The organism is Streptomyces olivaceoviridis, from assembly GCF_014650115.1.
In the GTDB taxonomy this organism is placed as follows: domain Bacteria; phylum Actinomycetota; class Actinomycetes; order Streptomycetales; family Streptomycetaceae; genus Streptomyces; species Streptomyces olivaceoviridis.
The window spans coordinates 506,480-530,317 of sequence record NZ_BMUI01000001.1 but is presented as its reverse complement, the minus strand read 5'-3'; the positions used below and the strand labels follow the sequence as shown (position 1 = coordinate 530,317).

Genomic DNA, 23,838 nt, shown 5'->3' with positions numbered 1-23,838 from the left:
TGCCACTCGATGCCGAGCCACTCAAAGCCCAGGGGGGTGCAGCGGTGAGCGGCTGGGTACCGGGCGGCGCGCTGGTTTCCACGGTCGAGGTCACGGCGACCACCGTGCAGCGTGGCGACGTCATTCAACTGGGCGGCAGAGCGTGCCGGGTCATGGACCTCATCCAACTTCCTCAAGGCGCCAAACGACTCCTCTTCGAGTCGGGCGAGCTGCTGACCATACACACGCGAACCCGGCTCGCTGCCATTCGTGTGCAGAGAAGGCGGTGACCCGGTCCGTGCCTTCACGCCATCACGACATCGCCGACGATCTCCGGCGCCAGATTACAACCGGCGCGGTCAAACCGGGTGAACGCCTGCCGTCTGAAGCAGACCTCGCCGACCGATACGAGGTCAGTACGGCAACTCTGCGAAGTGCCCTCGCGGTCCTCCAGGGCGAGGGCCTTGTCGAGAAGAGGCACGGGAAAGGCAACTTCGTCCGCCGCTGCCTCCGCAAGGTCGTGTACGTCGGGGGGTGGGGAACGCTGGACCCATGGACCGCCGCTGAAGCGGCCATGCGCGTGACTGTTCGCACCGCCATCGTGCAGGCAGACGGCCATCTGACGTCCTTGCTGAGGGTGCCGACGGGCACCCCTCTCGCTGAGTTCTTCTGCATCAGCCATGAGGGAGACTCACCGCACGGTCTGGCCCGCATTTACATCCCGCGCGACCTGGCATCGGCCGACGTGCTGGGCGACGACTCCTCGTTGCGGGACACGGCCACGCGATTCGCTGTCCTCGGCTCGGCACCGGCAACTGTCCGGGAGACGGTATGCGCTCGTCCACCGACACCGGACGAGGCATCCGCCCTCCGGATCGGCCCAACGGCGGCAGCCCTCGCGATCACACGGGTCGCGACCGACTCCACCGGTCGAGTCGTCGAGGCCGCGCTTCTCGTGTTCCCCGGGGATCGCGTCGACGCGGTCTTCACCACCCACGACGTGACCGATGAGAAGGGAACCCGACGATGACCGCACCGAACGAACTGCGACTCCTCCCGTGGTCGGGGCCGGAGGGCAAGCCCTGCTACTTGGACACCGACGACAAGGCCGGCTACATGTCCCGTCTGGCGGACAACATCGAAGCGGTGCAGTTGGGGACGGCAGCCGAGTTGCTGGAGCATGCCTCCGACACCCTCGACGACCAGGACGCCGGCCCGGAGGCCTTGCAACGGCTGGCGAGGGAGCTGACCAGGGCGTTGCGGGACGTCCTCCGCGTTGCGGTCAGCCGCGGTCACCTCCTGGCGGTGAGTGATCCTCATCGACCCTGACAGGGGGCGCTGCGCTTTCTCAGAGGCTGAAGCAGCTCTGCCGCGGCGGCTGCGTGCGACCTGAGATGCCGGTCTCCTGACTACCGGTCCCCGCCGAACAACAAGCCCGACGAAGCCCACGGTTCTGAACACCCCATGCCCCGTGGGCTTCTGTCATTGCTGGGCGGCCTCAGACGGCCCAGGGACGGCCCAGCTGACGCCAGCACCCCGTCCGGGCCTCAGTTGACGGCAGTCCGCCACGACGGCGAGAGCGCTAACCGACCACGCACGCGTGTGCCATGCTTCAACATCAGTGGTTCAGTACCCGCTACGTGGTGCGGGAGGTTCTGTGTTTTGTCGCTCCCGCACCAAATGAGCACACCCTACTCGCCTGCTGGGTCAGTACCGGGATTGCAGCCACACCAAGAGCAGGCTGACGGCGCCGCTACCGGCCCCATAGGCGGCGCCGCGGGCTAGGTGCTGGTGTAACCGCCAGGACCGTATTCGCTGCCAGATGGGGACGGGCTCCGGCTCCTCCTCGTAGCGCTCCTCGTTGCTATGGTGCATGGCAGATCTCCTCTTCTCGTGCGGGATCAGCGCGGGGGAGTACCGCCTTGAGGTCCTGGCCGGGATGTGCGGCGGACTCCCCTTGGCGCTGTCGGCTCCAATGCCTTCGACTCGGAGCGTGCCTGATGGGCTGTTAGCCACACAAGCCGCTTCTGACCTGCGACGACGCCCAACCTCGAAGTGGGCCAACAAGGTTCACGGGTCTCATCCGGGATGAGAGCTGCGTCACAGCACTCGGGCTTCGGTGTCCCATGCCGCTGCGGGCGATGACGTCGGCGGTCACCGGTAGTTCCTGCTAGGCGAGGAGCGGGTACAGGTTGGCGCCAAGGCCCGGGGCGGTGGTGAGGCGGCGGTCGGAGGCGGCCCGTGGTACCGGGTGACGGCGGTGGTGAACCTGGAGTGGTCGGCGACACCCGCTGCAGGAGAGAGGGTGGGGTGTGGGTTGGTGAGCTGCCACTTTGTCGGCGTAGCCAGCGGGCATGGATGCACCCGCTGGCAACCCTTGTGGACCGTCGGTGGCCCTTGTATCTGGCACGGCTGTGGCACGGCGACCTCTTCGTCCCGAAGCAACTTGGGTGGAGGAGCTGCCTTGGGGTGGTGGGCCTCTCACATGCGCTGATGGTCCGCAGACGTTCGCGCTTGTTCGCCGCTGTTCGTCGGAGTTGTCACGCAGTTAGACACTCACCCGGTGCCGCTCCTCGTGAGGGGAAACACCGGTGCGTGTGCCCCGAGGACTGCCGTACGCTCAGTCTGCCTGCGTCGGCCGACGCGCTATAGACCCGCAACACCTGTCCGTTGTGGAGGGGGCCAGCCGTTCACGCCGGGCCAGCTGAGCTGACATCTGCTGAGGGGCCCGGTGGGCCTAGAACGATTGAGGAGGCCCATGGCCACCTGGCGAGACCTTGCGATGCCAAGCAAGCGAGAGGTCTGGCGTGAATTGCGGGGACTACGTACTGGAGTGGCTGGACCCGCTCGGGCAACGGCAGAGCGGCGTGCCGTGTTCGTCGCAGCATTGGAGCAGGCCCAACAGTTCACCGAGGCAGCGGAAGCTGCTGGTCCGGCGACGCGCCCTGTCCAGATTTTTTACGCACTGTCGCAGTTCGGGAGGGCGATTGCCGCAGCGTCAGGCTTGCTGGGCCAGGACGGGTGGCGGCTCAAGGGGCACGGGATCGGGACCCGCAACCTAGACGCAAGTTCGGGGTTGGCTTCGGTGGAAGTCCTACCGACCGCCAAGGGATCTTTTCCGGCAGTAGCGCGGGCCATAGGAGCTGAGCCGCTGGAGCCGCAGAATCCGTTGACGCTTGGCGAGCTTTGGCCTCTCGTACCTGAAGCGCAAACCGTACCCCTCCATGGCGCATCAGGATTGCCAGCCATGCACTTCGCCCCTGGCGGTCTTATTCACCGCGGTGACGAAATATGGTGTCGGCTTTCCCTGTATCCGGTTCCTCGGGAGGTGCGGGTGAGATCAGAAGCAGATCCGAAGGCCGTAGATGCCTTCCTTGCTAGTTATCCCTCGCTCAAGGGGTGGTCTCACACTCCAGACGCGCCTAACAGCGTTCTGTGGCATAACCGAGGCAACGGTCCAGCGGAGGAGCTGGAGGTGTTCCTGCCGTCAGCTTTGACGATTCCAGTAGATGCGGACGCCGGGCGTCTTGAGGCTCTCAAGCGGTCGACACTGTACCGCGGTCCAAGTGACGCCTATGCCTTCCCGGCGCTCGGCAGCATGGCTGGTCCTGTTCACCCGCTCTTGGCATGGTGGGCGGTACTCTTTGGCTTGTCGATCCTGGCGCGCTATGAGCCAGCTTCTTGGGCAGAGATCATCGATATCGACAGCTCCTCCGCAGCGAACGCCGTGGAACACCTGCTTGACCAAGCGATCGTGGTGGTGCCTCATATGGCGTTGATGGCGATCAAGGACGTTGCTGGTCGGTAGCAGGGCGGCCCAACTCTGTCGGCACTCTGCTGACGGCCGGCATCGTTGCAGCGCTCTGTCTGAGTCTCAGCCGACGCCAGTTCGCCACGACGGCGAGTGAAGTGACCGATCAAGCACGCGTGTGCGTCGCTGTACACCCACCTGCCTCAGCCACGCTGCCGATGCCGTCGAACAGAGCAGGACATGACGACCGACCCCCCGTCATGATGAAGCTGCAGCCCTCAGCTTGGGAAGCTAGGGTCCCACACTCTCAAGAGGCTTGGTGGCCTGCTGCGGAGCGGCCCTATGACCTGTGAACGTGCTTATTGAGTGACCGTTGTTTCCCGTGGTTCCCCGCACTATCTGGCACGGCTCTGGCACGCTGCTCACCGCGGCCCTGGCAGCTTGGGGACATCCTTGTCCTTCAGCGACTCGATGAACTCGATCGCGAACCGGTGCGATTCGGGTGCCCCGTCGGTGGGCTGGCCGGCGTACCAGCGGAAGGTGTCCGGGTTCCGCTCGGCCTCGAACAACCAGTGGGCCAAGCGGTGGGCCCACTTCGGGCACCCTATGGGAGGCGTCAAGGGGCACAATGCACCCGCCCGTCGCATTGGATTGATCACGGAGTCTCCAAGAAGTCAGATTGGATCATCCGATCGCGATCCTGGAGGCACAGACGATCGTTTCCGCCCCCTGAGTTCTATGGACTCGGTGCCTGCCAAGCCGAGGGAAGGGTGACTGAATCAGACGCAGAGGTGCTTACGGCAGCCATAAGTCCACGGGGGGCCAATCCCGTTGCTTCGCGGAAGGCCACCGCGCCGCCGGAGAACTCAACATCATGAAAGATCACCATATCGCTGGAAAATGCCGCTCCGCGAAACGACACCTCGCCGCGAGGGAACACCGATTCATTGAAACCAACCAAGCCGCCGCTGAACCTCGTATCGCGGAAAGACACTAGCCCGCCAAGGAATCCCGCCCTGAGGAACAGCACCTCGCCATTGGAGAACGTCGCCTCGCGAAACGACACCTCGCCGCCTGGGAACGTCGCCTCGCGAAACGACACCTCACCTCCAGAGAACGCCGCGTGTTCGAAGCACACAGTGCTGCCGGAGAACGTCGCATGCATAAAGGACACGTCGCCGCCAGAGAACGTCGCGGCCTGGAAGGTCACCCCATGGTCAGCGAAGGTGGCCCCATTGAAGGCCACCGCACCACCTGAGAAGGCGACCCTGCGGAACGACATCACGCTGCCGGAGAATACTGCAGCGCTGAACGACACCTCGCTACCGCAGAACGTCGCACCGTCGAAACGCACCATGCCGCTGGAGAACGTCGCACCGTGAAAGGACACCACGCCGTTGGAGAACGTCGCATCACCGAAGGAGACGGTGCCATCGGAGAATGTCGCACCGTCGAAGGAGACGGTGCCATCGGAGAATGTCGCACCGTCGAAGGACACATCGCAGTCGATGGTGACGCCGGTCAGGTCGAGATCACAGCCCTGCCAGGAGCGGTGGGTCCCCTGGGGGCGCCGGTAGTGGTCGCCGATGAGACGCAGAATCGTGTGCCGGACCTTGCGGAAGGCCAAGTATCGATGGTGCTCTTCTTGATGGGTGGGATCGTCGCCAGGATCCGAGGTAAAGGGGAGCTGCAAGTAGGCACACAGAACGTCGATGCAGGTCTGGCGCAGGCTGTCGTCGGGGGCGTCGTCGGCAAGGCCAGCGAGGGCGTGGACCCCGCCGAGGCGGACGGCCGGGGAGTCGGATCCGAGTTTGTCGACAGCCTGGGAAAAGCGTTCGGTGTGAAGGCGGGTGGCTTCGCGGTGGGCGCCGACCTCGTCGACACGCTGGCGGCGGTAGGCCACGACCAGGGCGACGAGTGCACCAGCCCCGGCGACCACCCCGAAGGAGAGCTTCACCAAGTCGAAGAGCGTGCTCGCGTCGAGCTTCGCGGTACTGTCGATCTCCTTGAAGTCGAGCAGCTCCACCAGCCCGTAGAAGATACTGCCTGCGACCAGGACCGCGGCGACGAAGGCGAGTGTCAGCGCTCGGCCGACCTTCCACAGCCGCAACTCCCGGTCGTCGGGTGTGGGGTGCGGCCGTCGGTTGACTGTCATGGAGAAGGAGACAAGCCACTGCTTTCTGTGGTTGCAGCAGGGCCCGGTGGACCGGCCTGGGTGAGCGCCGTAGGGGCGTCCTCACGACCGGGGCCGGGCCATCACCGATCGACTCGGAGCCCTGATCCGCGGCGGTGGGGGAGAAGGGCCAGTCTGGGAGGTCCCCCCCGAGCTGGCCTTTCTCGATGTACCCCCGGCAGGATTCGAACCTGCGACACCCGCTTTAGGAGTTCGATCTACCCTTGGCCTGGTCGGAGTTCGCCTCGTGCACCACTGCCGTGCGCGGGTGCCGTGTGCCGCCGCCGTCAGGGGTCGTTGATGTCAGCGTTGGACGTCAGCGGAAGAGCTTCGGCATCGGGCAGGCCTCCAGCGGCTCCTCCGGACGGTCGGCCCAGCGCCACCAGACATGCCGACCGGTACACCTCCACAGCGCCCGGCAGCTCCGCCGGCCATCGTTCTCCCGATCGACGAGGACGAAGCCGCCGAACTTCATGGGCTGGCTGCACTCGGGACAGTCCGGGGCCTCGGTCATGCAGTGCACCCTAACGGAGCTACCGCTTCGTCTCGAAGCAACTCGGGTGAGGGCTCTGCCTTGAGCTGGTGTGCCCCTCACCTGCACTGATGGTGCGTAGGTGTTCGCGCTCGTCCGCCGGTGTTCGTCGGCGTTGTCACGCAGTTAGACACTCACTGGCTGGGGCGCTTGGTGGTCTTCCCTTGCACAAAGGCGATCTTGGTGCATCCTCGTACCCACCTGAACGTGAACCTTGGGAAGGCCCTCACCAGAGGGGCGGTATGCGGAGCCGTTCGCGCGAGGCGTGATGCCGAGCTTCCAGCGGTCTCGGTCCACACCACAACGTACGTCGTCATGATGCCAGCGAGTGCGCCGGCTATAGCACTCAGAGGTGCAGCCCCAGTCCATATGACCCCTCAAGGAGACCGGGAGGCGAATGTTTGTTCGCATAAAGTGCGTCACTGTTGAACCAGTTCCCATAGTCGACTTACCGTGCTACAAATCCCTTTACTGTCGCTGGGGGGATGTGGTGAGTCATGACGGAAAAGGTTCAAACGCTGCGTTTCAACTGCTTCCTGTTGAGGGAAGGCCTTGAATCGCCCGAGCAAGCGTTGAGGTCGCAGTACCGCCCCGGCGGCACCTCCGGCATGATGAAGCTCGCCGAGTCGACGTCAGCCCCGGATGGCTGTGTCGCTTATTTGCGAGACATGTCTCCGAACACTCCGGCTTGGGCAAAACTCCTCTCGCCCGTCTTTCCCGAATTGGAGACGGTGGAAAACTTCTCGAATCGGCTAGTCATTTTCCTCCCTGTGAGAGATCGCACATTTGCACTCTGCTTCGGGTACGGAAGTTCCACCCTTGAGTGGTCTTGGATTGAGGCGAATTTTGGCCTTAAGTTCGCTGCTCGCCGATTTGACAGTAAGGCCATGAGTGGAATTGGGAGTCGTAGAATTGACTCCTCCGCGCGATCTCAGTGGGTTCAGATCCCCGCGAACTCATCAATTAGCGATTTTGAGGTTGAGCTAGATGGCGAGTTCACTCGAAAGCTTGTAGGTAGACTCGACTCAGGGGTAGAGTTTCCCGACCTTGGTGCAGTTGTCGCAACAGATTCTGTTTCTTTCAAGCTAGACACGGACCTGAATAAGGTTCGTGAGACCCTGAAAAAGATGCTCGACACTGCTGAAACGGGTTCGGCATCGAAAGACCTTGCCTTCATAGATTCGCTCGAACCTCTGCGAATCAAGAGCGACATAGTCAAGGATCTAGAGAAGCTGCTCGTCGATGAACTCTTCGAGTCGCGTGCTCGTAAACCTCAAGGAGCCCCGCTTAACGAGCTGGACGTCAGCGAATTGGCAGTACACATCCTCTCCGTCGCTCCCCCGGACGACGTGTCGGTGGAGAATATTCACGACTTCATTTTGTATAAGAATGACCAGTCTCAGGTGTTCGACACGATGAACCTGGATGGGCTAAGGGAAGCACTGTTTGGATTTCCCGGAAAGTTCGGCGTCTCCAGCCTCACCGACATTAAGGTGCAGGCTCGCGACACGAACGGCCAAGCTGTGAGCATGGCCAAGCCCTTGAAGCACTGGCTCATTTTTGAGGCGGGAGATGCAGACAAACGCTATCTGCTAACACTGGGGAAGTGGTATGCGCTCGCAGAAAAATACGCTGAGAAGCTAGACCAAGATCTAGCTCAGATAGAGGACGTTACATCCATCCTTAAGCTGCGCACGTGGGACGATTGGGGCTACCGGAAGAACTGGGAAAAGCACTACAACGTTAAGGCGACCGAGGGCAGGTCCGATCTAATATGCCTCGATAGGCATCCGATCTTTGCCGAGGAGGGCGATCAAGTCGAGGCTTGCGACCTCTTGCACTCAGACGGCTATCTGATTCATGTGAAGCAGTATACGGGCAGCCAAACTCTGAGCCATCTCTTCTCCCAGGGATTCGTTTCTGCTCAAACAATCATCTCAGACGCCGCGTACAGAAATGACTTTATAGAGGCCGTGCGGTCGATCAATTCTGGTTTCGTTGACGCGGCAGCCCTCACACCCCCTAGATTCGTCACCTATGCCATAGCGTTCGACGGGAAGCAGCAGCTCCCTAAAGATCTGCCAACCTTCAGCAAGGTCAACCTTCGCAGCTTCAGTAAGCGAGTCAAGCTATTGGGCTCCGTGGCGACGCTCGCCCGGATACAGATGACGTTCAAGCCGAAGGCAAAGGAAAAAGAGGACTGACCGATGGCTTTTATCCCGCGGGGAGCAGAACACCCGTAACTCACGGGGCGTGGTACCTCGGCAGAACAGGTTTTTCAGGTCAGAAGCGTATTCGGCTCGCACCACTGCCAGTTCTCCGGGCTAGGGATGGTGGTACCCGTGTCGCAGATCGACGAGGGTGACCCGCAGTTGCCGGTCAGCGCGACTGTCAGTGGTGGTCGTCAGCGGTCTCATTGAGCGGCCTACCACCGGCCCGGCCCAGTGAAGACCACTCCCTAGATGCCAGCCACCAATGAACAGCCACAACCGATCGCAGCGGTCGCGGCCTGTAGTCCCCACGACTGTGCAGGACTCGGCCTGAAGGCCGGCAAGACGAAAAACCCAAGTCTTGTTTGTGATCCTGTGGCAGCATGTGAGCATGCAAAAGCCATTGCAGCGTGCCGTCAGATTGGCCGTGGAGGCTGCCTCTACGGCTTTTCCCGCTCCGGACTCAAAGCCGTGGGATTACGGATGGTGTAGTGAAACGTATCGACGCTCACCTGAGGCGTCAATCAGCTCTCCGAAGGGCCCGATTTCCCTGACTGGGACGGGACTTGAGAAATATGAAGAGCTGATGGATCTCCTGCAAAAGCAACAACAAATACGCGAGCGATGGGATCTGGAGGAGCTATGGGGATTAATTGCAACTCTGGTCGCGCTCCTGTCTGAGGTGGAAAATCCGGAAGGCGTGGCTGAGAGAAATCTCGGTACGGTGTTCTCTTGCGAGCCGTCGATCGCTGTTTTCTCGGTGGCTAACATCGACTGGGAGGGGCCACCTCTACGCCTAGCGAAAAATTGCCTTATAGGCGTACTGGACGAGTCATTCGCCAGCAGCCTTGAGGAAATTGGCGGCAGGGCCAGTGCTGCCGTCTCGTCGGTGAAGGAGTACGCGGAACAACAATCTCATCGGCGCCCCTTGATCGGATTCGCTGCGATGGTTCCGGGACAGCGAACCGAGGCCTTCAATCAGGCTCAGCGAAGTCTAGAGCTAATCATAGATCTCGCGCTTCTTCTCGACCAGAAGAAGCAGGAGCACGCCCTTTACTCTGTTCGCGGGGATTCGAACAGACCCGGCGTGCGGGGACTGACTCTTGACCGAACGGTTATTCATCAAGCCATGAAGGCGTCAGGCGACGGTTCGGATCTTTCCTGTGAACCACTTATTTCCGACGCGCTTGGCGTTTTTAAGCCGAGCTTCTGGTATAGCGCGGAACGCGTCCCGCTGGAACGCCTACTGTGTGACGATAAACTAGCTCATGCAGTAAATAAATGCCTGGAGGGTAAGACTAATATAACGAGGCGAATACAAGTTGCTGCGCGATGGTTTTCAGAGAGTTTCTGGTCGATAGCGAACGACGACTCAGCTCTGGCGGCTGGCGTTGCGCTAGATTCTCTGGTGGGTGCCCGATCCGGACTTCCTGGGCGAGCAATGAAAGAACGGTTTGCCTTCCTGGAGGCGGTGCCCCGAGATCGACCACTTAGGGCGCGAGAGTATGATGCAATATATTCTGCGCGGAGCGCTATCGCTCATGGCGGTGAAAGCCCGAGGGTTCGAGAAGGCGATTTTGTTCGTGAAATGCAGAATGCCGTCACTTGGGCGGCGTGGAGGCTATTGGCGGCCGAGCGTGAATTCGACTTGCGGGACAATAAAGATTTGGAAGCGTTGTTCGATGATCTGAGGTGGGGAACGAGGAGTTGGGGGAGCTAGGAACGATAGGTCGGCGGAGCGGCTTTGGGCTGGAGCTGCTTTGGCGCGAGTGATCATGGCCCCGTAAGCTTGCGGCGCGTCGGGCAGTCTGTGGACCTGCCCGGTAAAGCACGACGTTGGGGCCATGATCTGCGAGGCTCGCGCCAAAGTGGCTGCCTAAAGCCGTGGAGCCGACCACCCCAGCCACGAGGTACCCCTTCTCTGACGTCAGGTGGCTGGTTGCTGTGCGCGCGGCACGGGCGCCGGCCGGGCTGGAGCGGGGCGGAGACAGGAGCGCAGGCCCGGCCGGGGGCCGGGCCGCGCGCGGGGAGCGGAGCGAGCCGCCTTGATGAAGGAGAGAAGGTTTTATCCCGCTGGGATGAGGCGCTTGCCGTCGTGGCTGCGTACGTGAGGGCCGTTGCCGTCCAGGGCGTCCAGGAGTCTGACCGCGAAGACCTCGGACATGCGCTCGCTGACCTCGTCGGGCGTGAGCCAGGAAACCGCGGTTGACTCGCTCGACGTGCGCTCGGTACCGCCGGACGGCTTGCAGCGGAAGACGAGGGCCACGATGCCGCGGGTGAGGTTCTTGTAGACGCCGGTCAGCTCGTCCACCTCGACGTGGATGCCTGTCTCCTCCAGGACCTCGCGGGCTACGCCGGCCTCGGGGGTCTCGTTGAGTTCGAGGATGCCGCCGGGGAGCTCCCAGGTGCCGTTGTCGGCTCGGCGGATCGCCAGGAGGCGGCCGTCCTCGCGCACCACCACTCCGGCCACAGATACGGAGTGCAGGGGAGACGCCGTCGCTTCCTGTGCTTGACTCATGTAGAGGAGCATAGGAGGCAGAGAAGGACTATGGGAACTGCGGCTGGAGGGGTCGGGTCCGGACCTCGGTACGTGCAGATCGCGGACGAGATCGTGCAACAGATCCGGGCGGGGGTCCTCAAGCCTGGCGACATGGTGCCGAGTGAGTCTGAGCTGGTCGAGCGCTACGGCGTGTCCGGCGGGACGATCCGTAAGGCAATGGTCGAGGTGCGGGCGAGTGGGCTGGTCGAGACCCGGCACGGCAAGGGCTCGATCGTGAAGAACCGGCCTCCGGTGCGGCACCGCTCCTCCGATCGCTTCCGGCGTTCGCTCCGGCAGGGCGGACAGGCGGCCTACCTTGCGGAGTCCGCGCAGTCCGGTGCCACCGCCAAGGTCAGCGTCCTCTACATCGGGCCCATGGAGGCGCCCGAGGATGTGGCCCAGCGGCTGGGCGTTCCGGCCGGTACGCAGGTGCTGGCTCGTCGGCGTCTCTACTTCCGTAACGGCACCCCGGTCGAGACCGCGACGTCGTACCTGCCCTGGGACGTCGTGAAGGACATCCCGGAGCTGTTCGCCGAGAACCCCGGCGGAGGTGGCATCTACGCCCGACTTGAAGACCACGGACACGAGTTCGCGGAGTTCGTCGAGACGCTGCAAGCGCGGCCGGCCTCCAAGGCGGAAGCTTCGGAGCTGGCGCTGACTCCTGGTGCGCCCGTGGTTCATCTGATCCGTGAGGCTCGTACGACCGCGGGTCTCGTGGCCGAGGTGTGCGACACCCTCATGGCCGCTGACCAGTTCGTTTTCGAGTATCGGATCCCTGCCGTCGACTGACGCGCACTCAACTCTCGGCAGCCCGTCACGAGTTCTTCTTCGTGGCGGGTTGACTCATGTACAGGAGTCAGGCACGCTTCTTCGCGTCACTCATGTACATGAGTGACGGAGTCCAGCATCTATAGAGGAGTGCTCTCTGTGCGTCAGATTCCCGTTGACACCTCAGGCGCGGTCGTGATGGTTGCCAAGTCCCCGCAGGTCAAGATCCGTGACCGTCGTACCGGTGAGGTCGCCACCGACGCCGAGACCGGGGCCAAGCTGATGACGGTCGATGTGATGTTCGCGGCGAACGAGGAGGTGGAGATCCTCTCCATCACCGTCCCGGAGCCCGGCATCACCGGCGAGCTGGCCATGGGCACGCCGGTCGCGCTCACCGGCCTTATCGCCCGGCCCTGGGAGAACGACTTCAACGGCCAGAAGCGGCACGGCATCGCGTTCCGCGCGGTCGCGGTCACTTCGCTCGCCGATGCCGCGGCAAGGCCCAAGGCGGCCTGATCATGACCGCCTTAACGGTCGCTCTGATGCTGGTCGCCGCCGCCGTAGGTGTTCTGCGGTGGCGGCGCCCCGCCTGGTACTGGTTGACCTTCGGGGTCACGCTGGCCGTGGTGCGGGTTCTGGTCCGGTACGGCTCCGTCATGGACGCGTGCGGGCTGACCGTTCCGCCCGCGCGGTGGCGGCTCGCCCTCGCCCGTGCCACCAACCGGCCGATACCGGGGCCACGCGCCCCGCGCATTTTGCGGCTGCGGCCGACGCGTACCGGCCTGGTCCTGCGGCTCAAGCTCCGGCCTGGGCAGGACGCCTTCGACGTCGCCGCCGCCTCGGACCGGCTCCGGCATTCCTTCTCGATGTACGGCGTGACCTCGCGGGAGCTGCGCTCCGGCGTCGTAGAGGTGCGGATGACCGGCTACGACGTGCTCAAGCGGGTGCAGATGCCGGCCAAGACCGACACCCGGCCGATGCGGGTACCGGTCGCCCTGCGGCAGGACGGCTCGGTGCACTACCGCGACTACCGGGCGATACCCCACGCCCTCACCCTCGGGGCCACGGAGTCCGGCAAGTCCGTCTACCAGCGCAACCTGGTCGCCGGGCTCGCCCCGATGGACGTCGCCCTCGTCGGCATCGACTGCAAGCAGGGGGTTGAACTGTTCCCACTGGCCCGCCGGTTCTCCGCGCTGGCCGATGACCCCGACACCGCCGCCGACGTGCTGGACGCGCTCGTGGTCCGGATGGAGCGCATCTATCAGGTCATCAGGGCTCAGCAGCGCCTCGCCGCCGACGTGCCGGACGCGGAGATCGCCGCCGACATCTGGGACCTGCCGTCCGATCTGCGCCCGACCCCGGTCGTGGTCCTGGTCGACGAGGTTGCCGAACTCGCTCTGTACGCCAACAAGGAGGAGGAGAAGCGCCGGGACCGCATCATCACCGCCCTGGTCCGCCTCGCCCAGCTCGGCCGAGCGGCCGGTATCTACCTCGAAATCTGTGGGCAGCGCTTCGGCTCCGAACTCGGCAAGGGCATCACCATGCTCCGCGCCCAGCTCACCGGCCGTACCGCGCACCGTGTCAACGACGAGACCTCCGCCAACATGGCCTTCGGCGACATCGCCCCGGACGCCGTCCTCGCCGCCATTCAGATCCCGGCGGAGATGCGGGGGCTCGCCATCGCGGGCGATTCGTCCGGAGGCTGGCACCGCATCCGCGCTCCGCACACCTCGCTCCGTCAAGCCGTGAACATCTGCAACCGGCATGCCGACCGGACGCCGGATCTGCCCGAGCTGGCTCCGTTCCGGCCCGCTCTCTCCGGCTCGGCCGACGCTCCCTTGCTGGCGGCCAAGCCTTCCCCGGCTACCGCCTGACTTCTCGGATTCCCACCGGTCGGCGCGACCGCTCTCGCGCCAAGTCCCTACCCCACCATGCCCAAGAAAGGAGATCTCGCTGTGTGCCCGAACTGCGAGGACTTCGCCCGGACCGTGCTCCTGCTCGGCCAACTCGCCCTCTACGCCGACACGACCGGCGCCGACCTCGATTTTGTGGAAGCAGTCAGTCCCTCCCTCGCCGTCTCCCTGCCGGAGCCGCCGCCCGGCGTGTTCCCGGACGGCTACGACCCCGACGGCGGCCCCGCCTACCCGGGTGACTCCTGATGGGTGCTCGTCACGGCCTCCGCGTCGACGCGGTCCTGGTGCAGGCCGTCATCGCCGGCGCCCTGTCCTTCGCGCATCTGCACGACCTGGCCTCCGCCGCCGGACAGAACGGGTGGAAGGCATGGGCCTACCCGGTCAGCGTCGATCTCCTCCTGGTGGCTGCCTGGCGGCGCCTGCGCAGTGAGGGCCCGTCCCGGCTGGCCTGGTGCTGGTTCCTGGTCGCACTCTGCGCCTCGCTCGGTGCCAATGTCGCCACCGCCGGGTTCCTCGACCTGACCGACCCGCCCGCCTTGCTCCGCCTCGGCATCGCCGGATGGCCTGCTCTTGCCTTCCTCGGCGGCACGCTCCTCGCTCACTCGTCGGCTGCGGAGTCGGAGCCGCTTCCGCCGGCACCCGTCGCGGAGGCCGAGGGCGCGGAGCCGCCGGCTCAGCAGCCGGTACCGGACGCCGAAGCCGCTTCGGCCACAGACGCCGTACTCGAGCCTGACGCGGCCCCGTCCCCTTCGGACCAAGCTCCCGCCCCGGCCTCCGCTCCGCAGGTCCCCGCCGTCCTCGTCGACCACGCCCGCAAAGTCGCCGACGAGTACCGCGCCCGTACCGGGGCCCCGATCGACCCCGACACCCTGCGCTCCCGCCTCGGCGTTCCGCCCCACCTCGCCGACGCCATCGCCGCCCACCTCGCCTGATCGGCGAGAGAGGAAGACCAGTGATCCGTGACCCGGGCGACCTGACCGCCTCCGACTACCTCGACGGCGCCCGTGAGATGGCCGCCGCTAACCGGCCCTTCCTCGCCCACCTGCTCGCCGAGGAAGCCGCCCGCTTCACCGCCGACCCGGCCACCGCCGCCGGCATCCGTGCCGGCTTCCCCGCCCCGACCACGACCACGACCCGAGAGGAAACCGACTGACATGCCCGCCCGCGACCACTTCCACTCCGTGATGCGCATCGGCCCGGTGCAGATCGGCACGCACCGCGACCGCAACGGCCACACCAAGCACGCCGCCGTGTGCAGCTCCGACGGCTGCGGCTGGTCCGCCGACTACTCCAGCCAGTCCGCGGCCCAGCTCGCCGCCCGCACCCACCGCTGCCGCGTCCGCTAGGAGACATCCGCCATGCAGGTCCCGCTTTGGCTCGCGCTGCTCGTCGTCGGCTACCTCGGCGTCAAGCTCATCCGCCCGCCCGCCTGGCTCATCGCCGTCCTCCTGCTCGGCGGCTTCCTCCTCGCCGACAGCGTCCTCGCCCCGGCCATCAACGCCCTCGTCAAGTAACCAGCCCGCGAGAGGAGACCACCGATGTTCCGCCCGAAGATCCCGACCATGCCCACGCCGACCGGACTCGGCACACCGCCCGTCGTCTTCGAGCCGACCGCCATCATCTCGAACGCGGGGACCCCGCCGGTCGCCCCGACGCCTCCCACGCCGGTCCGGCCCACGGTCCAGCTCACCCCCGGCACCGCCCTCGCCCTCGTCGGCGGCGGCACGGCCGTCGTCCTGGTGCTCGGAGCCGTCCTGGTCTCCCTGCTCCTGGCGGTCGCCATCACCGGAGCCTCGGTCGCCGTCTGCGCGGTCGTCCTGCGCTCCCTGCTCGCATCCGACGCCAAGCGTCGCTGACCGGCCCCCGGGCGGCCTCGATACCGCCAAGCATCCGCCGCCCGGGCGCCGTCCCTGTCCGATCTCGCAACCGGAAGGAACCCCAAGCATGGCCCACCGCGCCTCACCCGCGACAAGTGCGCCCATGCCCGACACATTGCTTGACCCGATCACTCTCGGAGACGTGCTCCGGGTGGCCTCGGCCTCGGACTACACCCGCTGGGAGGACCAGATCCGCCGCACCGGCGGCTGCTCCGACCCGATCCACCTCACCGGCTGGGTTCTCCACAAGGACAAGACCACCGGCGAGACCCTGCACCACTACTCCACCGAGAAGGAGCCGGGCGGACGTCTTCGCCTCGCCTGCGGCAACCGCCGCGCCTCCCGCTGCCCGTCCTGCGCCTGGACCTACGCGGGCGACACGTACCACCTGATCCGCGCCGGCCTGGCCGGAGACGACCGCCGCGACATCCCCGCCACCGTCCGCGATCACCCGCGCGTCTTCGCCACCCTCACGGCCCCCTCGTTCGGCACGGTCCACAACCGCCCCGATCACGGCACCTGCCGCTGCGGCACCCCGCACGCGTCCGACGCTCCGGAGCTGGGCACCGCCCTCGACCCGGACAGCTACGACTACGCGGGGGCCGTGCTGTTCAACAACCACGCCGGTCAGCTCTGGCAGCGCTTCACCACGCGACTCCGCCGCGAACTCGCCGCGCGCGCCGGCCTGCCCCGCCGGGAACTCGCCGAACACCTCCGCGTCTCGTACGGCAAGGTCGCCGAGTTCCAGAAGCGCGGCGCCCTGCACTTCCACGCCGTCGTACGCCTCGACGGCCCGGAGGGTCCTGGGACACCCCCGCCCGCCTGGGCCACGGTCGACCTTCTGACAGACGCTGTCCGTGCCGCCGCAGCGCACTCGTACACGTCGGTGTCGGTCCCGGCTGCCGGTGACGAGCCCGCCCGTACCTTCCGCTGGGGCCGACAGCTCGACGTCCGCCCGGTCAAGGCGTTCGGTGACGGCTCCGACATCACCGAACAGGCCGTCGCCTCGTACGTGGCCAAGTACGCCACCAAAGCCGCGGAGAACACCGGCACCCTCGACCGCCGCATCGGCGAACTCGCCGAACTCGACCGCCACCAGGTCCCCGATCACACTCGGCGCCTCATCACCGCGTGCCGTGATCTGGACAGCCTCTACCCGGACCGGCGCCTCTGGGCCTGGGCCCACATGCTCGGCTTCCGCGGCCACTTCTCGTCCAAGTCGCGCACCTACTCCACCACCCTCGGCGCCCTCCGCCAGGAACGCGCCGACTACCGCGCCGCCCAAGAGGCATCCGTCCTCGGTCTCGACGACCGCGAGCCGGACACCGTCCTCGTCCTGGCGGACTGGCAGTACGCCGGCCACGGCCACACCCCGGGCGAAGCCGCCCTCGCCGCGACCATCGCTCGCGACCTCCAGACCAACCGTGAAACCGCCCGCGACGCCCTCCTGAACGAAGGGAGCACGGAATGACCACGGCCGTCCGGTCACGACGCACCATGCTCACCCTCGCGGAGGTCTGCGAGGAACTGGCCATCTCCCGCTCGACCTTCTACGACTGGCGGGCCAAGCGCCGTGCGCCGCGCTGCATCAAGCTCCCGAACGGTGACCTCCGGATCCGGCGGAGCGACCTCGACCACTGGCTCGACGACCGTCAGGACGCCGCCTGATGGAGACGACATACGACGTCAAGGTCTACAAGATCCTCACCTACAAGGGTGCTCGGAAGACCACGTACACCGTGCGGTGGGTCGTCGCAGGAAAGGCTTGGCGTGAGCCCTTCGGTACTGTCGCGCTCGCTGAAGGCTTCCGCTCCGAGCTGATCCGGGCGACGGGCAAGGGAGAAGCCTTCGTCGTTGCCACCGGCCTTCCCGTCTCCCACCGCTCCAAGTCGGCGGCTATGAGCTGGTACAAGTTCGCCGTCGAGTACGTGGACGCCCGTTGGTCGCAACTCGGCGGCAACAGCCGCAAGAACCTCGCCAAGACCCTGACCGCGACCACCATCGCGCTGTTGCGGGCCCAGCCCACCGCGTTCGCCCCCGTGGCCGTACGCACCGCTCTGCGTGAGTGGGCCTTCAACACGAACCGACGCCCGCAGGCGCCCCGAGACGTCGTGGACATCCTCCGCTGGGTCGAACGAAACTCCCTGCCCGTATCGGCCTGGGAGGACCCGGAGAAGGTCGACGAGGTCTTGCGCGCTATCGACACCCGCCTCGACGGCAAGCAGGCAGCGGCCTGGTCCCGGAAGCGCAACCGCCGGATCCTCAACGTCGCCATGAAGTATGCGATCCGGCGGCGCATCCTCCGGACCAACCCCCTGCCCAAGGGCAAGGAGTCGACGGCCGTCACCAAGACCACGAACGCCGTCGACAAGCGGTCCCTGCTGAATCCCGAGCAGGCGGCGGCAATCCTCGACTGGATACGGCGCCGGCCCCGGGGCGGCAAGAGGCTCCACGCCTTCTTCGCCACCCTGTACTACTGCGGGCCCCGGCCCGAGGAAGCCGTGGCCATGCGCGTCGAGGACGTCACGCTGCCCGAGCCCGATGCCGACGACCAGTGGTGCGAGCTGCTGATCCACACCGCGACCCCTGAGGTGGGGAAGCAGTGGACCGACACGGGGGAGGTCCACGAGCAACGCGACCTCAAAGGCCGCGCGGAGGGCGAGACACGCACCGTGCCAGGGCATCCGGCCCTGACTCGCATCCTGCGGCAGCACATCGAGGACGAACAGCTCCAGCCGGGTGATCTGCTCTTTCAGGGCGAGTCCGGCGGCATCCTCGCCGGGTCCGTCATCCGTCGGGCGTGGCGCAACGCACGCAAGGCCGTACTGCCTCCGCACGTCTACGAGTCGCCCACCGGGCGCCGCGTGTACGACAACCGCAATACGCGGCTGACGAAGTGGCTCAACGACGGGATCCCGCCAGCCCAGGTGGCTGAGTGGGCCGGGAACAGCGTGGCTGTGCTCCTCGCCACGTACGCCCGATGCGTCGACGGGCAGCTGCCGGACCTCAAGCGGCGGCTCGAAGCCGCGGGCGACCTGCCGGAACTGCCCGGCACCGACTGATCCCCGGGCCGAAAACTTCGACACGTATTCGACACAGCCACCCGCGAAAACCCGGTGACAGCCGGACGGCCCCGGAGTCTGCCCTTGATCATCTAGAGGGCGTCCGGGGCTTCGTCGTACCCGTCGACAGCCGCTCTGACCTGCGAAAAGCTCTCCCAATCGGGAGGGCGGAGAATGGCGCCCCCGGCAGGACTCGAACCTGCGGCCAAGCGCTTAGAAGGCGCCTGCTCTATCCACTGAGCTACGGGGGCCGGTGGGGTGGCCTCGTGCTTGGTGCCCTGGTGGGGGCTGACCCGTGACGTTGCCGGGGTCAAGGATAGGGCTCCCGGTTCCTTGACCCTGTCGCTTCGCCTCCGTGGCTCGATGTGGAGGTTCGGTGAAGCGGTCCTGATAATCGCAGGCGGGTACGAATCGTGCATCGTTTTTGGCGCCCGACGCCCCGGGTGTTGTGCACTCGTTATGCCTGGACTGTGCGCGTGTCCCGGTCATCCCTTCCGTCCGTTCCGTTCCGTCGGCGCGCAGACATGCCCATATGCTTCAGAATTCCCCTAAAGTTGGGCATTCTTCGCATGTGGTGACCTTGGACGTACGGCCTCAGCTGCTCGACACACTCTCCGCACTGCGCGACCGTGTCGCCGCCGCACGCTTTCCGCTGCCCCTCGCGGGGGCGCCACGCGCGCGTGCCAACCGCGACGAACTCCTCGCGCAACTCGACGACTATCTGGTACCCCGCCTACGGGAGCCCGAGGCGCCGCTGCTGGCCGTCATCGGCGGCTCCACCGGCGCGGGCAAGTCCACGCTCGTGAACTCCCTGGTCGGCCGACGGGTGAGCGAGGCCGGTGTGCTGCGGCCGACCACCCGGACACCGGTCCTTGTCTGCCATCCGGAGGATCATCACTGGTTCAGCGGCATGCGCGTGCTCCCCCAGCTCACGCGCGTGTGGGTGCCCCACCAGGACCCGGCCGACGAGCTCCTGCTCACCGACGAGGGCCCCGCGCGCGTGCTGCGCGTCGAGACCGCCGACACCCTTCCGCGCGGGCTCGCCCTCCTCGACGCCCCCGACGTCGACTCGCTGATCGCCGAGAACCGCGTCCTCGCCGCCGAGCTGATCTGCGCCGCCGACATCTGGATCATGGTCACGACCGCCGCCCGCTACGCCGACGCCGTCCCCTGGCACCTGCTGCGCACCGCCAAGGAGTACGACGCGACCCTCGTCACCGTCCTGGACCGGGTACCCCACCAGGTCGTCTCCGAGGTCTCCCGGCAGTACGCGGCCCTGCTCACCAAGGCCGGGCTCGGCGACGTACCCCGCTTCACCGTGCCCGAGCTGCCCGAGTCCGCCTGGGGCGCCGGACTGCTGCCCGCCACCGCCGTCGCGCCCCTGAAGAGCTGGCTCGTCCACCACGCCCAGGACCCCGCCGCCCGCCACCACGTCATGGCCCGTACGGCCTACGGCCTCCTCGACTCGCTCAAGTCCCGCCTGCCCGAGCTGGCCGGCGCCGCCGCCTCCCAGTACGCGGCGGCCCACCGGCTCACCTCCGCCGTCGAGACCGCCTACGACAAGGAGCACGCGCGCGTGCGGGCCCGTCTCCAGTCCGGCGCCGTACTCGCCGGGGACGCCCTCAAACGCTGGCGCGCCTTCCCCCTGGACTGCACCGCCGGGGAACTCCTGGACGCCCTCGTGGACAGCCTGGCCGCCCTGCTGCTGTGCGCCGTGACCGCCGCCGACGAGCGCGTCGACGATGCCTGGCGGCGCGAACCCGCCGCCGACGCCCCGGGGCTCACCGCCCGGGACGCCTCTATGGAGAGCTCCGAGCACCGCATCGGGCTCGCGGCCCGCCGCTGGCGGCGCGAGCTGGAGGAGTACGCCGAGGAGGAGGTACGCGTGCTGGAGCGCACCGGCGCACCCGACCCGGAGGTCGTCGCCGCCCTCGTCGCCACGGCCGTGCTCGGCGGGCGCCGGGCGCGTACCGCGGGCGAGGGGCTCGCCGAGCGGCTCGGCGCCCACGGTGTGCTGCGGCTGCGCGACCGGGCCGGACGACTGCTCATCGAGCACGTGGACCGCGTCATGCACCGCGAACGCGAGCGGCGCATCGCCCCGCTCGACGCCCTGGACGTCCATCCCGAGCCCCAGGCCGAACTCATCGCCGCGCTGTCCGTACTGCAGAAGGAGAGGTGACCGGTGACCGCCGTCACTGACCACGACCACACGGATCACACCGAGCACATGAGGGGCACGGGCCACCTCGGCAGCGACAGCGACGACACGGGGTCCAGGGATCACGGTGGTCACCCCGGCTCGGGCCCCATGGACGGTGTCGAGCGCGCGGGTGGCCTGCCGGAAGCGCGCCCGAGCCTCGTCAAGGGCAAGCGCGGGGACGACGGCCCCGGCGCCGATCGCCCCGCGGACGCGCCGCGGCCTGCCCCCATCGGCCGCTCGGGGGAGGGAGACGGGGACGGGGGCGAGGGGAAGGGGGAGGAGAGCGCCGGGGGCAGCGACGACGGCTCGGACGGGGGCGGTGGCACGGGCCCGGACTCCGGCGGCGGGCGCCCCGCGCGCGTGAAGGACGAGAACGCCGGCCGCGACGCCGCCGAACGGGACGGCGTCACTGAGCGGGGCCGCGACTCCGAGCGGGACGGTGACGGCGAGCGGGACAGGGACGGCGACCGCGAACGTACCGGCGCACGCGACCGCGCCCCCGATCGTGAGCGCCCCGCGCGCGGGCACAGCGCCGAGGGCGGCGGCGTATCCGGCGTCTCCGTACCCCGGCCACAGCCCCACTCGCCGAAGGCCCGCCCCGCAGCCGAGACCACGCCCCCCAAGACCACCACCACGGCCGACTCCGGCACCGGCACGGCCGCCGGCACCGGTACCGGTACCGACGCCAAGCCCGACTCCTCCGGCGCCTGGGACGACGGTCTCATCGCGCGGCGCGTCACCGACGCCAGCGCCGCCGCCCTCGCCACCGAGCGCGCCTGTGCCGCGGAACCCGCGCACCGCGGGCCAGGCAGCCACACCCCGGCCCCGCTGGCGTACGACGGCCCGCTGCGCTCCCGACTGGACGCCCTGCGCGAACTCGTCGGGCTCTCCCGCACCCGACTGGACAACCGCACCCTCGCCGAGGCCGGCCGCGTCCTGGACGAGGCCGCCGCGCGCCGCAAACTCTCCGGGCGGCACACCGTCGTCGCCCTCGCCGGAGCGACCGGCAGCGGCAAGTCCCAGCTCTTCAACGCGCTCGCCGGAGTACCCATCTCGGAGACCGGCGTACGACGTCCGACCACGGCCGCACCCATCGCGTGCAGCTGGAGCGACGGCGCGGCCGGCCTCATCGACAGGCTCGGCATCCCGGGCCGGCTGCGCCGCCGCCCGCTGCACGGCCCCGACACCGAGGGGCAACTGCGCGGGCTGGTCCTGGTCGACCTGCCCGACCACGACTCGGCCGCCGTACAGCACCGCGAACAGGTGGACCGGATCCTGAAACTGGTCGACGCGGTCATCTGGGTGGTGGACCCGGAGAAGTACGCCGACGCCGTCCTGCACGAGCGGTACCTGCGGCCGATGGCCGGCCACGCCGAGATCATGTTCATCGTCCTCAACCAGGTGGACCGGCTGCCCGGGGACGCCGCCGACCAGGTCCTGGACGACCTGCGACGGCTGCTGGACGAGGACGGCATCGCACTCGGCGAGCACGGCGAACCGGGAGCCACCGTGCTCGCGCTTTCCGCGCTCACCGGCGAGGGCGTCGGCGACCTGCGCGAGGCGCTCGGCCAGTTCGTGGCGGAGCGCGGCGCCGCGGCCCGCCGGGTGGCGGCCGACGTCGACACCGCCGCGGCCGAGCTGCGACCCGTCTACGCCACCGGACGACGGGTCGGCCTCAGCGAGGAGGCGCGCGAGGAGTTCGCCGCACGGCTCGCGGACGCGGTCGGCGCCACCGCGGCGGGCGAGGCCGCCGAGCGCGCCTGGCTGCGCAACGCCAACCGCGCCTGCGGCACGCCCTGGCTGCGGCTGTGGCGCTGGTACCAGGGCCGTGGCGATTCCACGACGGGCCGCCACGCGGTGCGCGCCCAGGCCGACGAGGAGGCCACGGCCCGGCCGAGCGTCGAACAGGCGGTGCGTACGGTGTCCGACCGGGCCTCGGCCGGACTGCCCGCTCCCTGGGCCCAGGCGGTGCGCGAAGCGGCCGTACGCGGCTCCCACGGGCTGTCCGAGGCGCTGGACGACCTGGCGGCCCGGGCCGGACTGCCGCCGGGCCGCCCGCCCCGGCCGGGCTGGTGGCCGGTGGCCGTACTGGTCCAGGCGGCGATGACCCTGCTCCAGATCGCGGGCGGCGCGTGGCTCGTGGGACAGATCGCCGGGGTGATGGTGCCCAACCTGGGTGTTCCGGTGCTGCTGATGGTGTGCGGGATCATCGGCGGGCCGCTGGTGGAGTGGGCCTGCCGGATGGCGGCGCGGGGGCCCGCACGACGTTACGGCCAGGAAGCGGAACGCCGGCTACGAGAGGCGGCGGCGAGCTGCGGCCGGGCCCGGGTGCTCGATCCGGTGGCGGCGGAACTGCTGCGGTACCGGGAGGTGCGCGAGCAGTACGGGAGGGTCGTGCGGACCGGGAGCGGGGTGAGGTGAGGCGGGGTGGGGTGAGGCGGGGTGGGGTGAGAAAGCCTGGTCAGCGCGGGGAGAGGTGGCCGGTGGGGGGTGGGTGACGGGGGCGGCGGGCGGTCGTCATTTGTGCCGGTCGCGAGCCGTGCCGATCGTCACTCATGCCGGTCGTGAGCCGCGCCATTCGTCACCCGCGCCGTTCGTCACCCGCGCCGTTCGTCCCCCGTGCGGGTGGCGGGGTTTTCCACAGGGGGGCGGTCGTCCACAGCGCTCAGCGGGCTCGGTCCGGCGGAGGCAGTCTGAGGTCACGGCGATCGCACGGCGGGTCCGGCCAGGAGAACGGCGGGCGGTGCGGGCGGTTGTCGCGAGGTGCCGGCGCGTACGGCAGAGGTACGCGCCGGTGCGGCAGACGCAGCCGTACGGGACGGGCCCGTACGCGT

Annotated in this window: 25 protein-coding genes and 1 tRNA gene; 20 read left to right on the top strand and 6 right to left on the bottom strand. The window is 67.3% G+C overall.

The features are described from left to right. Window positions 1-44 precede the first annotated feature (44 nt). From IE273_RS02385 to IE273_RS02375, 3 genes are read left to right on the top strand one after another with little or no spacing between them, the layout of a single operon-like run. Entirely contained in the window at window positions 45-269 is a 225-nt protein-coding gene (locus IE273_RS02385) for a hypothetical protein (RefSeq protein WP_189813425.1), read from the top strand. Then, window positions 266-1,009, top strand: a complete 744-nt coding sequence (locus IE273_RS02380; RefSeq protein WP_189813424.1) for a GntR family transcriptional regulator — start codon at window positions 266-268, stop codon at window positions 1,007-1,009. Before IE273_RS02385 ends, IE273_RS02380 begins: the two co-directional genes overlap by 4 nt. After that, window positions 1,006-1,308 carry a hypothetical protein gene (locus IE273_RS02375; RefSeq protein WP_189813423.1) on the top strand — a complete coding sequence of 101 codons (303 nt, stop codon included), beginning with the start codon at window positions 1,006-1,008 and terminating at the stop codon, window positions 1,306-1,308. Before IE273_RS02380 ends, IE273_RS02375 begins: the two co-directional genes overlap by 4 nt. A gap of 378 nt (window positions 1,309-1,686) precedes the next feature. Here the strand turns inward: IE273_RS02375 and IE273_RS02370 are convergent, their stop codons facing one another. Next, window positions 1,687-1,854 (bottom strand): hypothetical protein, encoded by a 168-nt coding sequence (locus IE273_RS02370; protein WP_189813422.1) that lies wholly within the window; start codon window positions 1,852-1,854, stop codon window positions 1,687-1,689. An 883-nt stretch (window positions 1,855-2,737) separates the two neighbouring features. Here IE273_RS02370 and IE273_RS45035 point away from each other — a divergent pair. After that, on the top strand, window positions 2,738-3,787 hold the full coding sequence (locus IE273_RS45035) for a YaaC family protein (RefSeq protein WP_373309281.1): 1,050 nt from the start codon (window positions 2,738-2,740) through the stop codon (window positions 3,785-3,787). A 365-nt stretch (window positions 3,788-4,152) separates the two neighbouring features. On the opposite strand, the gene IE273_RS02360 is transcribed toward IE273_RS45035, so the two are convergent. The 3 genes from IE273_RS02360 to IE273_RS02350 form a co-directional block, all read right to left on the bottom strand. Next, window positions 4,153-4,311 carry a hypothetical protein gene (locus IE273_RS02360; protein ID WP_189813420.1) on the bottom strand — a complete coding sequence of 53 codons (159 nt, stop codon included), beginning with the start codon at window positions 4,309-4,311 and terminating at the stop codon, window positions 4,153-4,155. A 155-nt stretch (window positions 4,312-4,466) separates the two neighbouring features. Continuing rightward, window positions 4,467-5,885 (bottom strand): pentapeptide repeat-containing protein, encoded by a 1,419-nt coding sequence (locus IE273_RS02355; protein WP_189813419.1) that lies wholly within the window; start codon window positions 5,883-5,885, stop codon window positions 4,467-4,469. 334 nt (window positions 5,886-6,219) lie between these two features. Next, entirely contained in the window at window positions 6,220-6,417 is a 198-nt protein-coding gene (locus IE273_RS02350) for a dehydrogenase (protein WP_189813418.1), read from the bottom strand. A gap of 515 nt (window positions 6,418-6,932) precedes the next feature. On the opposite strand from IE273_RS02350, the gene IE273_RS02345 reads away from it, so the two are divergent. Continuing rightward, entirely contained in the window at window positions 6,933-8,639 is a 1,707-nt protein-coding gene (locus IE273_RS02345) for a DUF6119 family protein (RefSeq protein WP_189813417.1), read from the top strand. 592 nt (window positions 8,640-9,231) lie between these two features. Further along, window positions 9,232-10,365 (top strand): hypothetical protein, encoded by a 1,134-nt coding sequence (locus IE273_RS02340; RefSeq protein WP_189813416.1) that lies wholly within the window; start codon window positions 9,232-9,234, stop codon window positions 10,363-10,365. A 345-nt stretch (window positions 10,366-10,710) separates the two neighbouring features. Here IE273_RS02340 and IE273_RS02335 read toward each other — a convergent pair whose 3' ends face one another. Then, on the bottom strand, window positions 10,711-11,175 hold the full coding sequence (locus tag IE273_RS02335) for an NUDIX hydrolase (protein ID WP_189813415.1): 465 nt from the start codon (window positions 11,173-11,175) through the stop codon (window positions 10,711-10,713). A gap of 18 nt (window positions 11,176-11,193) precedes the next feature. Between IE273_RS02335 and IE273_RS02330 the strand changes: the two genes are divergently transcribed. The 12 genes from IE273_RS02330 (at window position 11,194) to IE273_RS02275 (ending at window position 18,804) form a co-directional block, all read left to right on the top strand. After that, entirely contained in the window at window positions 11,194-11,973 is a 780-nt protein-coding gene (locus IE273_RS02330; protein WP_189813414.1) for a GntR family transcriptional regulator, read from the top strand. A 138-nt stretch (window positions 11,974-12,111) separates the two neighbouring features. Further along, entirely contained in the window at window positions 12,112-12,468 is a 357-nt protein-coding gene (locus IE273_RS02325; protein WP_189813413.1) for an SCO3933 family regulatory protein, read from the top strand. Between the two features lie 2 nt (window positions 12,469-12,470). Continuing rightward, a complete protein-coding gene (locus IE273_RS02320; RefSeq protein WP_189813412.1) occupies window positions 12,471-13,826 on the top strand; it encodes an FtsK/SpoIIIE domain-containing protein in 1,356 nt (451 codons plus the stop codon). Between the two features lie 81 nt (window positions 13,827-13,907). Continuing rightward, the gene (locus tag IE273_RS02315; protein WP_171156186.1) at window positions 13,908-14,111 is read left to right on the top strand and encodes a hypothetical protein; all 204 of its coding nucleotides are present in this window, start codon (window positions 13,908-13,910) and stop codon (window positions 14,109-14,111) included. After that, on the top strand, window positions 14,111-14,797 hold the full coding sequence (locus IE273_RS02310; protein WP_189813411.1) for a DUF2637 domain-containing protein: 687 nt from the start codon (window positions 14,111-14,113) through the stop codon (window positions 14,795-14,797). Before IE273_RS02315 ends, IE273_RS02310 begins: the two co-directional genes overlap by 1 nt. A gap of 20 nt (window positions 14,798-14,817) precedes the next feature. Further along, a complete protein-coding gene (locus IE273_RS02305) occupies window positions 14,818-15,018 on the top strand; it encodes a hypothetical protein (RefSeq protein WP_189813410.1) in 201 nt (66 codons plus the stop codon). A gap of 1 nt (window position 15,019) precedes the next feature. Further along, window positions 15,020-15,211 (top strand): mobile element transfer protein, encoded by a 192-nt coding sequence (locus tag IE273_RS02300; protein WP_189813409.1) that lies wholly within the window; start codon window positions 15,020-15,022, stop codon window positions 15,209-15,211. A gap of 12 nt (window positions 15,212-15,223) precedes the next feature. Next, window positions 15,224-15,379, top strand: a complete 156-nt coding sequence (locus tag IE273_RS02295) for a hypothetical protein (RefSeq protein WP_101417603.1) — start codon at window positions 15,224-15,226, stop codon at window positions 15,377-15,379. Window positions 15,380-15,403: 24 nt separating this feature from the next. Then, on the top strand, window positions 15,404-15,721 hold the full coding sequence (locus IE273_RS02290) for a SpdD-like protein (protein WP_189813408.1): 318 nt from the start codon (window positions 15,404-15,406) through the stop codon (window positions 15,719-15,721). Window positions 15,722-15,845: 124 nt separating this feature from the next. Then, on the top strand, window positions 15,846-17,213 hold the full coding sequence (repSA, locus tag IE273_RS02285; protein WP_189813407.1) for a replication initiator protein RepSA: 1,368 nt from the start codon (window positions 15,846-15,848) through the stop codon (window positions 17,211-17,213). Next, a complete protein-coding gene (locus tag IE273_RS02280) occupies window positions 17,210-17,410 on the top strand; it encodes a helix-turn-helix transcriptional regulator (RefSeq protein ID WP_189813406.1) in 201 nt (66 codons plus the stop codon). The genes repSA and IE273_RS02280 overlap by 4 nt, the downstream gene beginning before the upstream one ends. Beyond that, window positions 17,410-18,804 (top strand): tyrosine-type recombinase/integrase, encoded by a 1,395-nt coding sequence (locus IE273_RS02275; RefSeq protein WP_189813405.1) that lies wholly within the window; start codon window positions 17,410-17,412, stop codon window positions 18,802-18,804. The genes IE273_RS02280 and IE273_RS02275 overlap by 1 nt, the downstream gene beginning before the upstream one ends. 175 nt (window positions 18,805-18,979) lie before the next feature. Here the strand turns inward: IE273_RS02275 and IE273_RS02270 are convergent. Continuing rightward, window positions 18,980-19,055: transfer RNA gene (locus IE273_RS02270), tRNA-Arg, on the bottom strand. A 320-nt stretch (window positions 19,056-19,375) separates the two neighbouring features. On the opposite strand from IE273_RS02270, the gene IE273_RS02265 reads away from it, so the two are divergent. After that, entirely contained in the window at window positions 19,376-20,983 is a 1,608-nt protein-coding gene (locus tag IE273_RS02265) for a dynamin family protein (RefSeq protein ID WP_189813404.1), read from the top strand. 3 nt (window positions 20,984-20,986) lie between these two features. After that, window positions 20,987-23,425 carry a YfjP family GTPase gene (locus IE273_RS02260; protein ID WP_189813403.1) on the top strand — a complete coding sequence of 813 codons (2,439 nt, stop codon included), beginning with the start codon at window positions 20,987-20,989 and terminating at the stop codon, window positions 23,423-23,425. Window positions 23,426-23,838 lie beyond the last annotated feature (413 nt).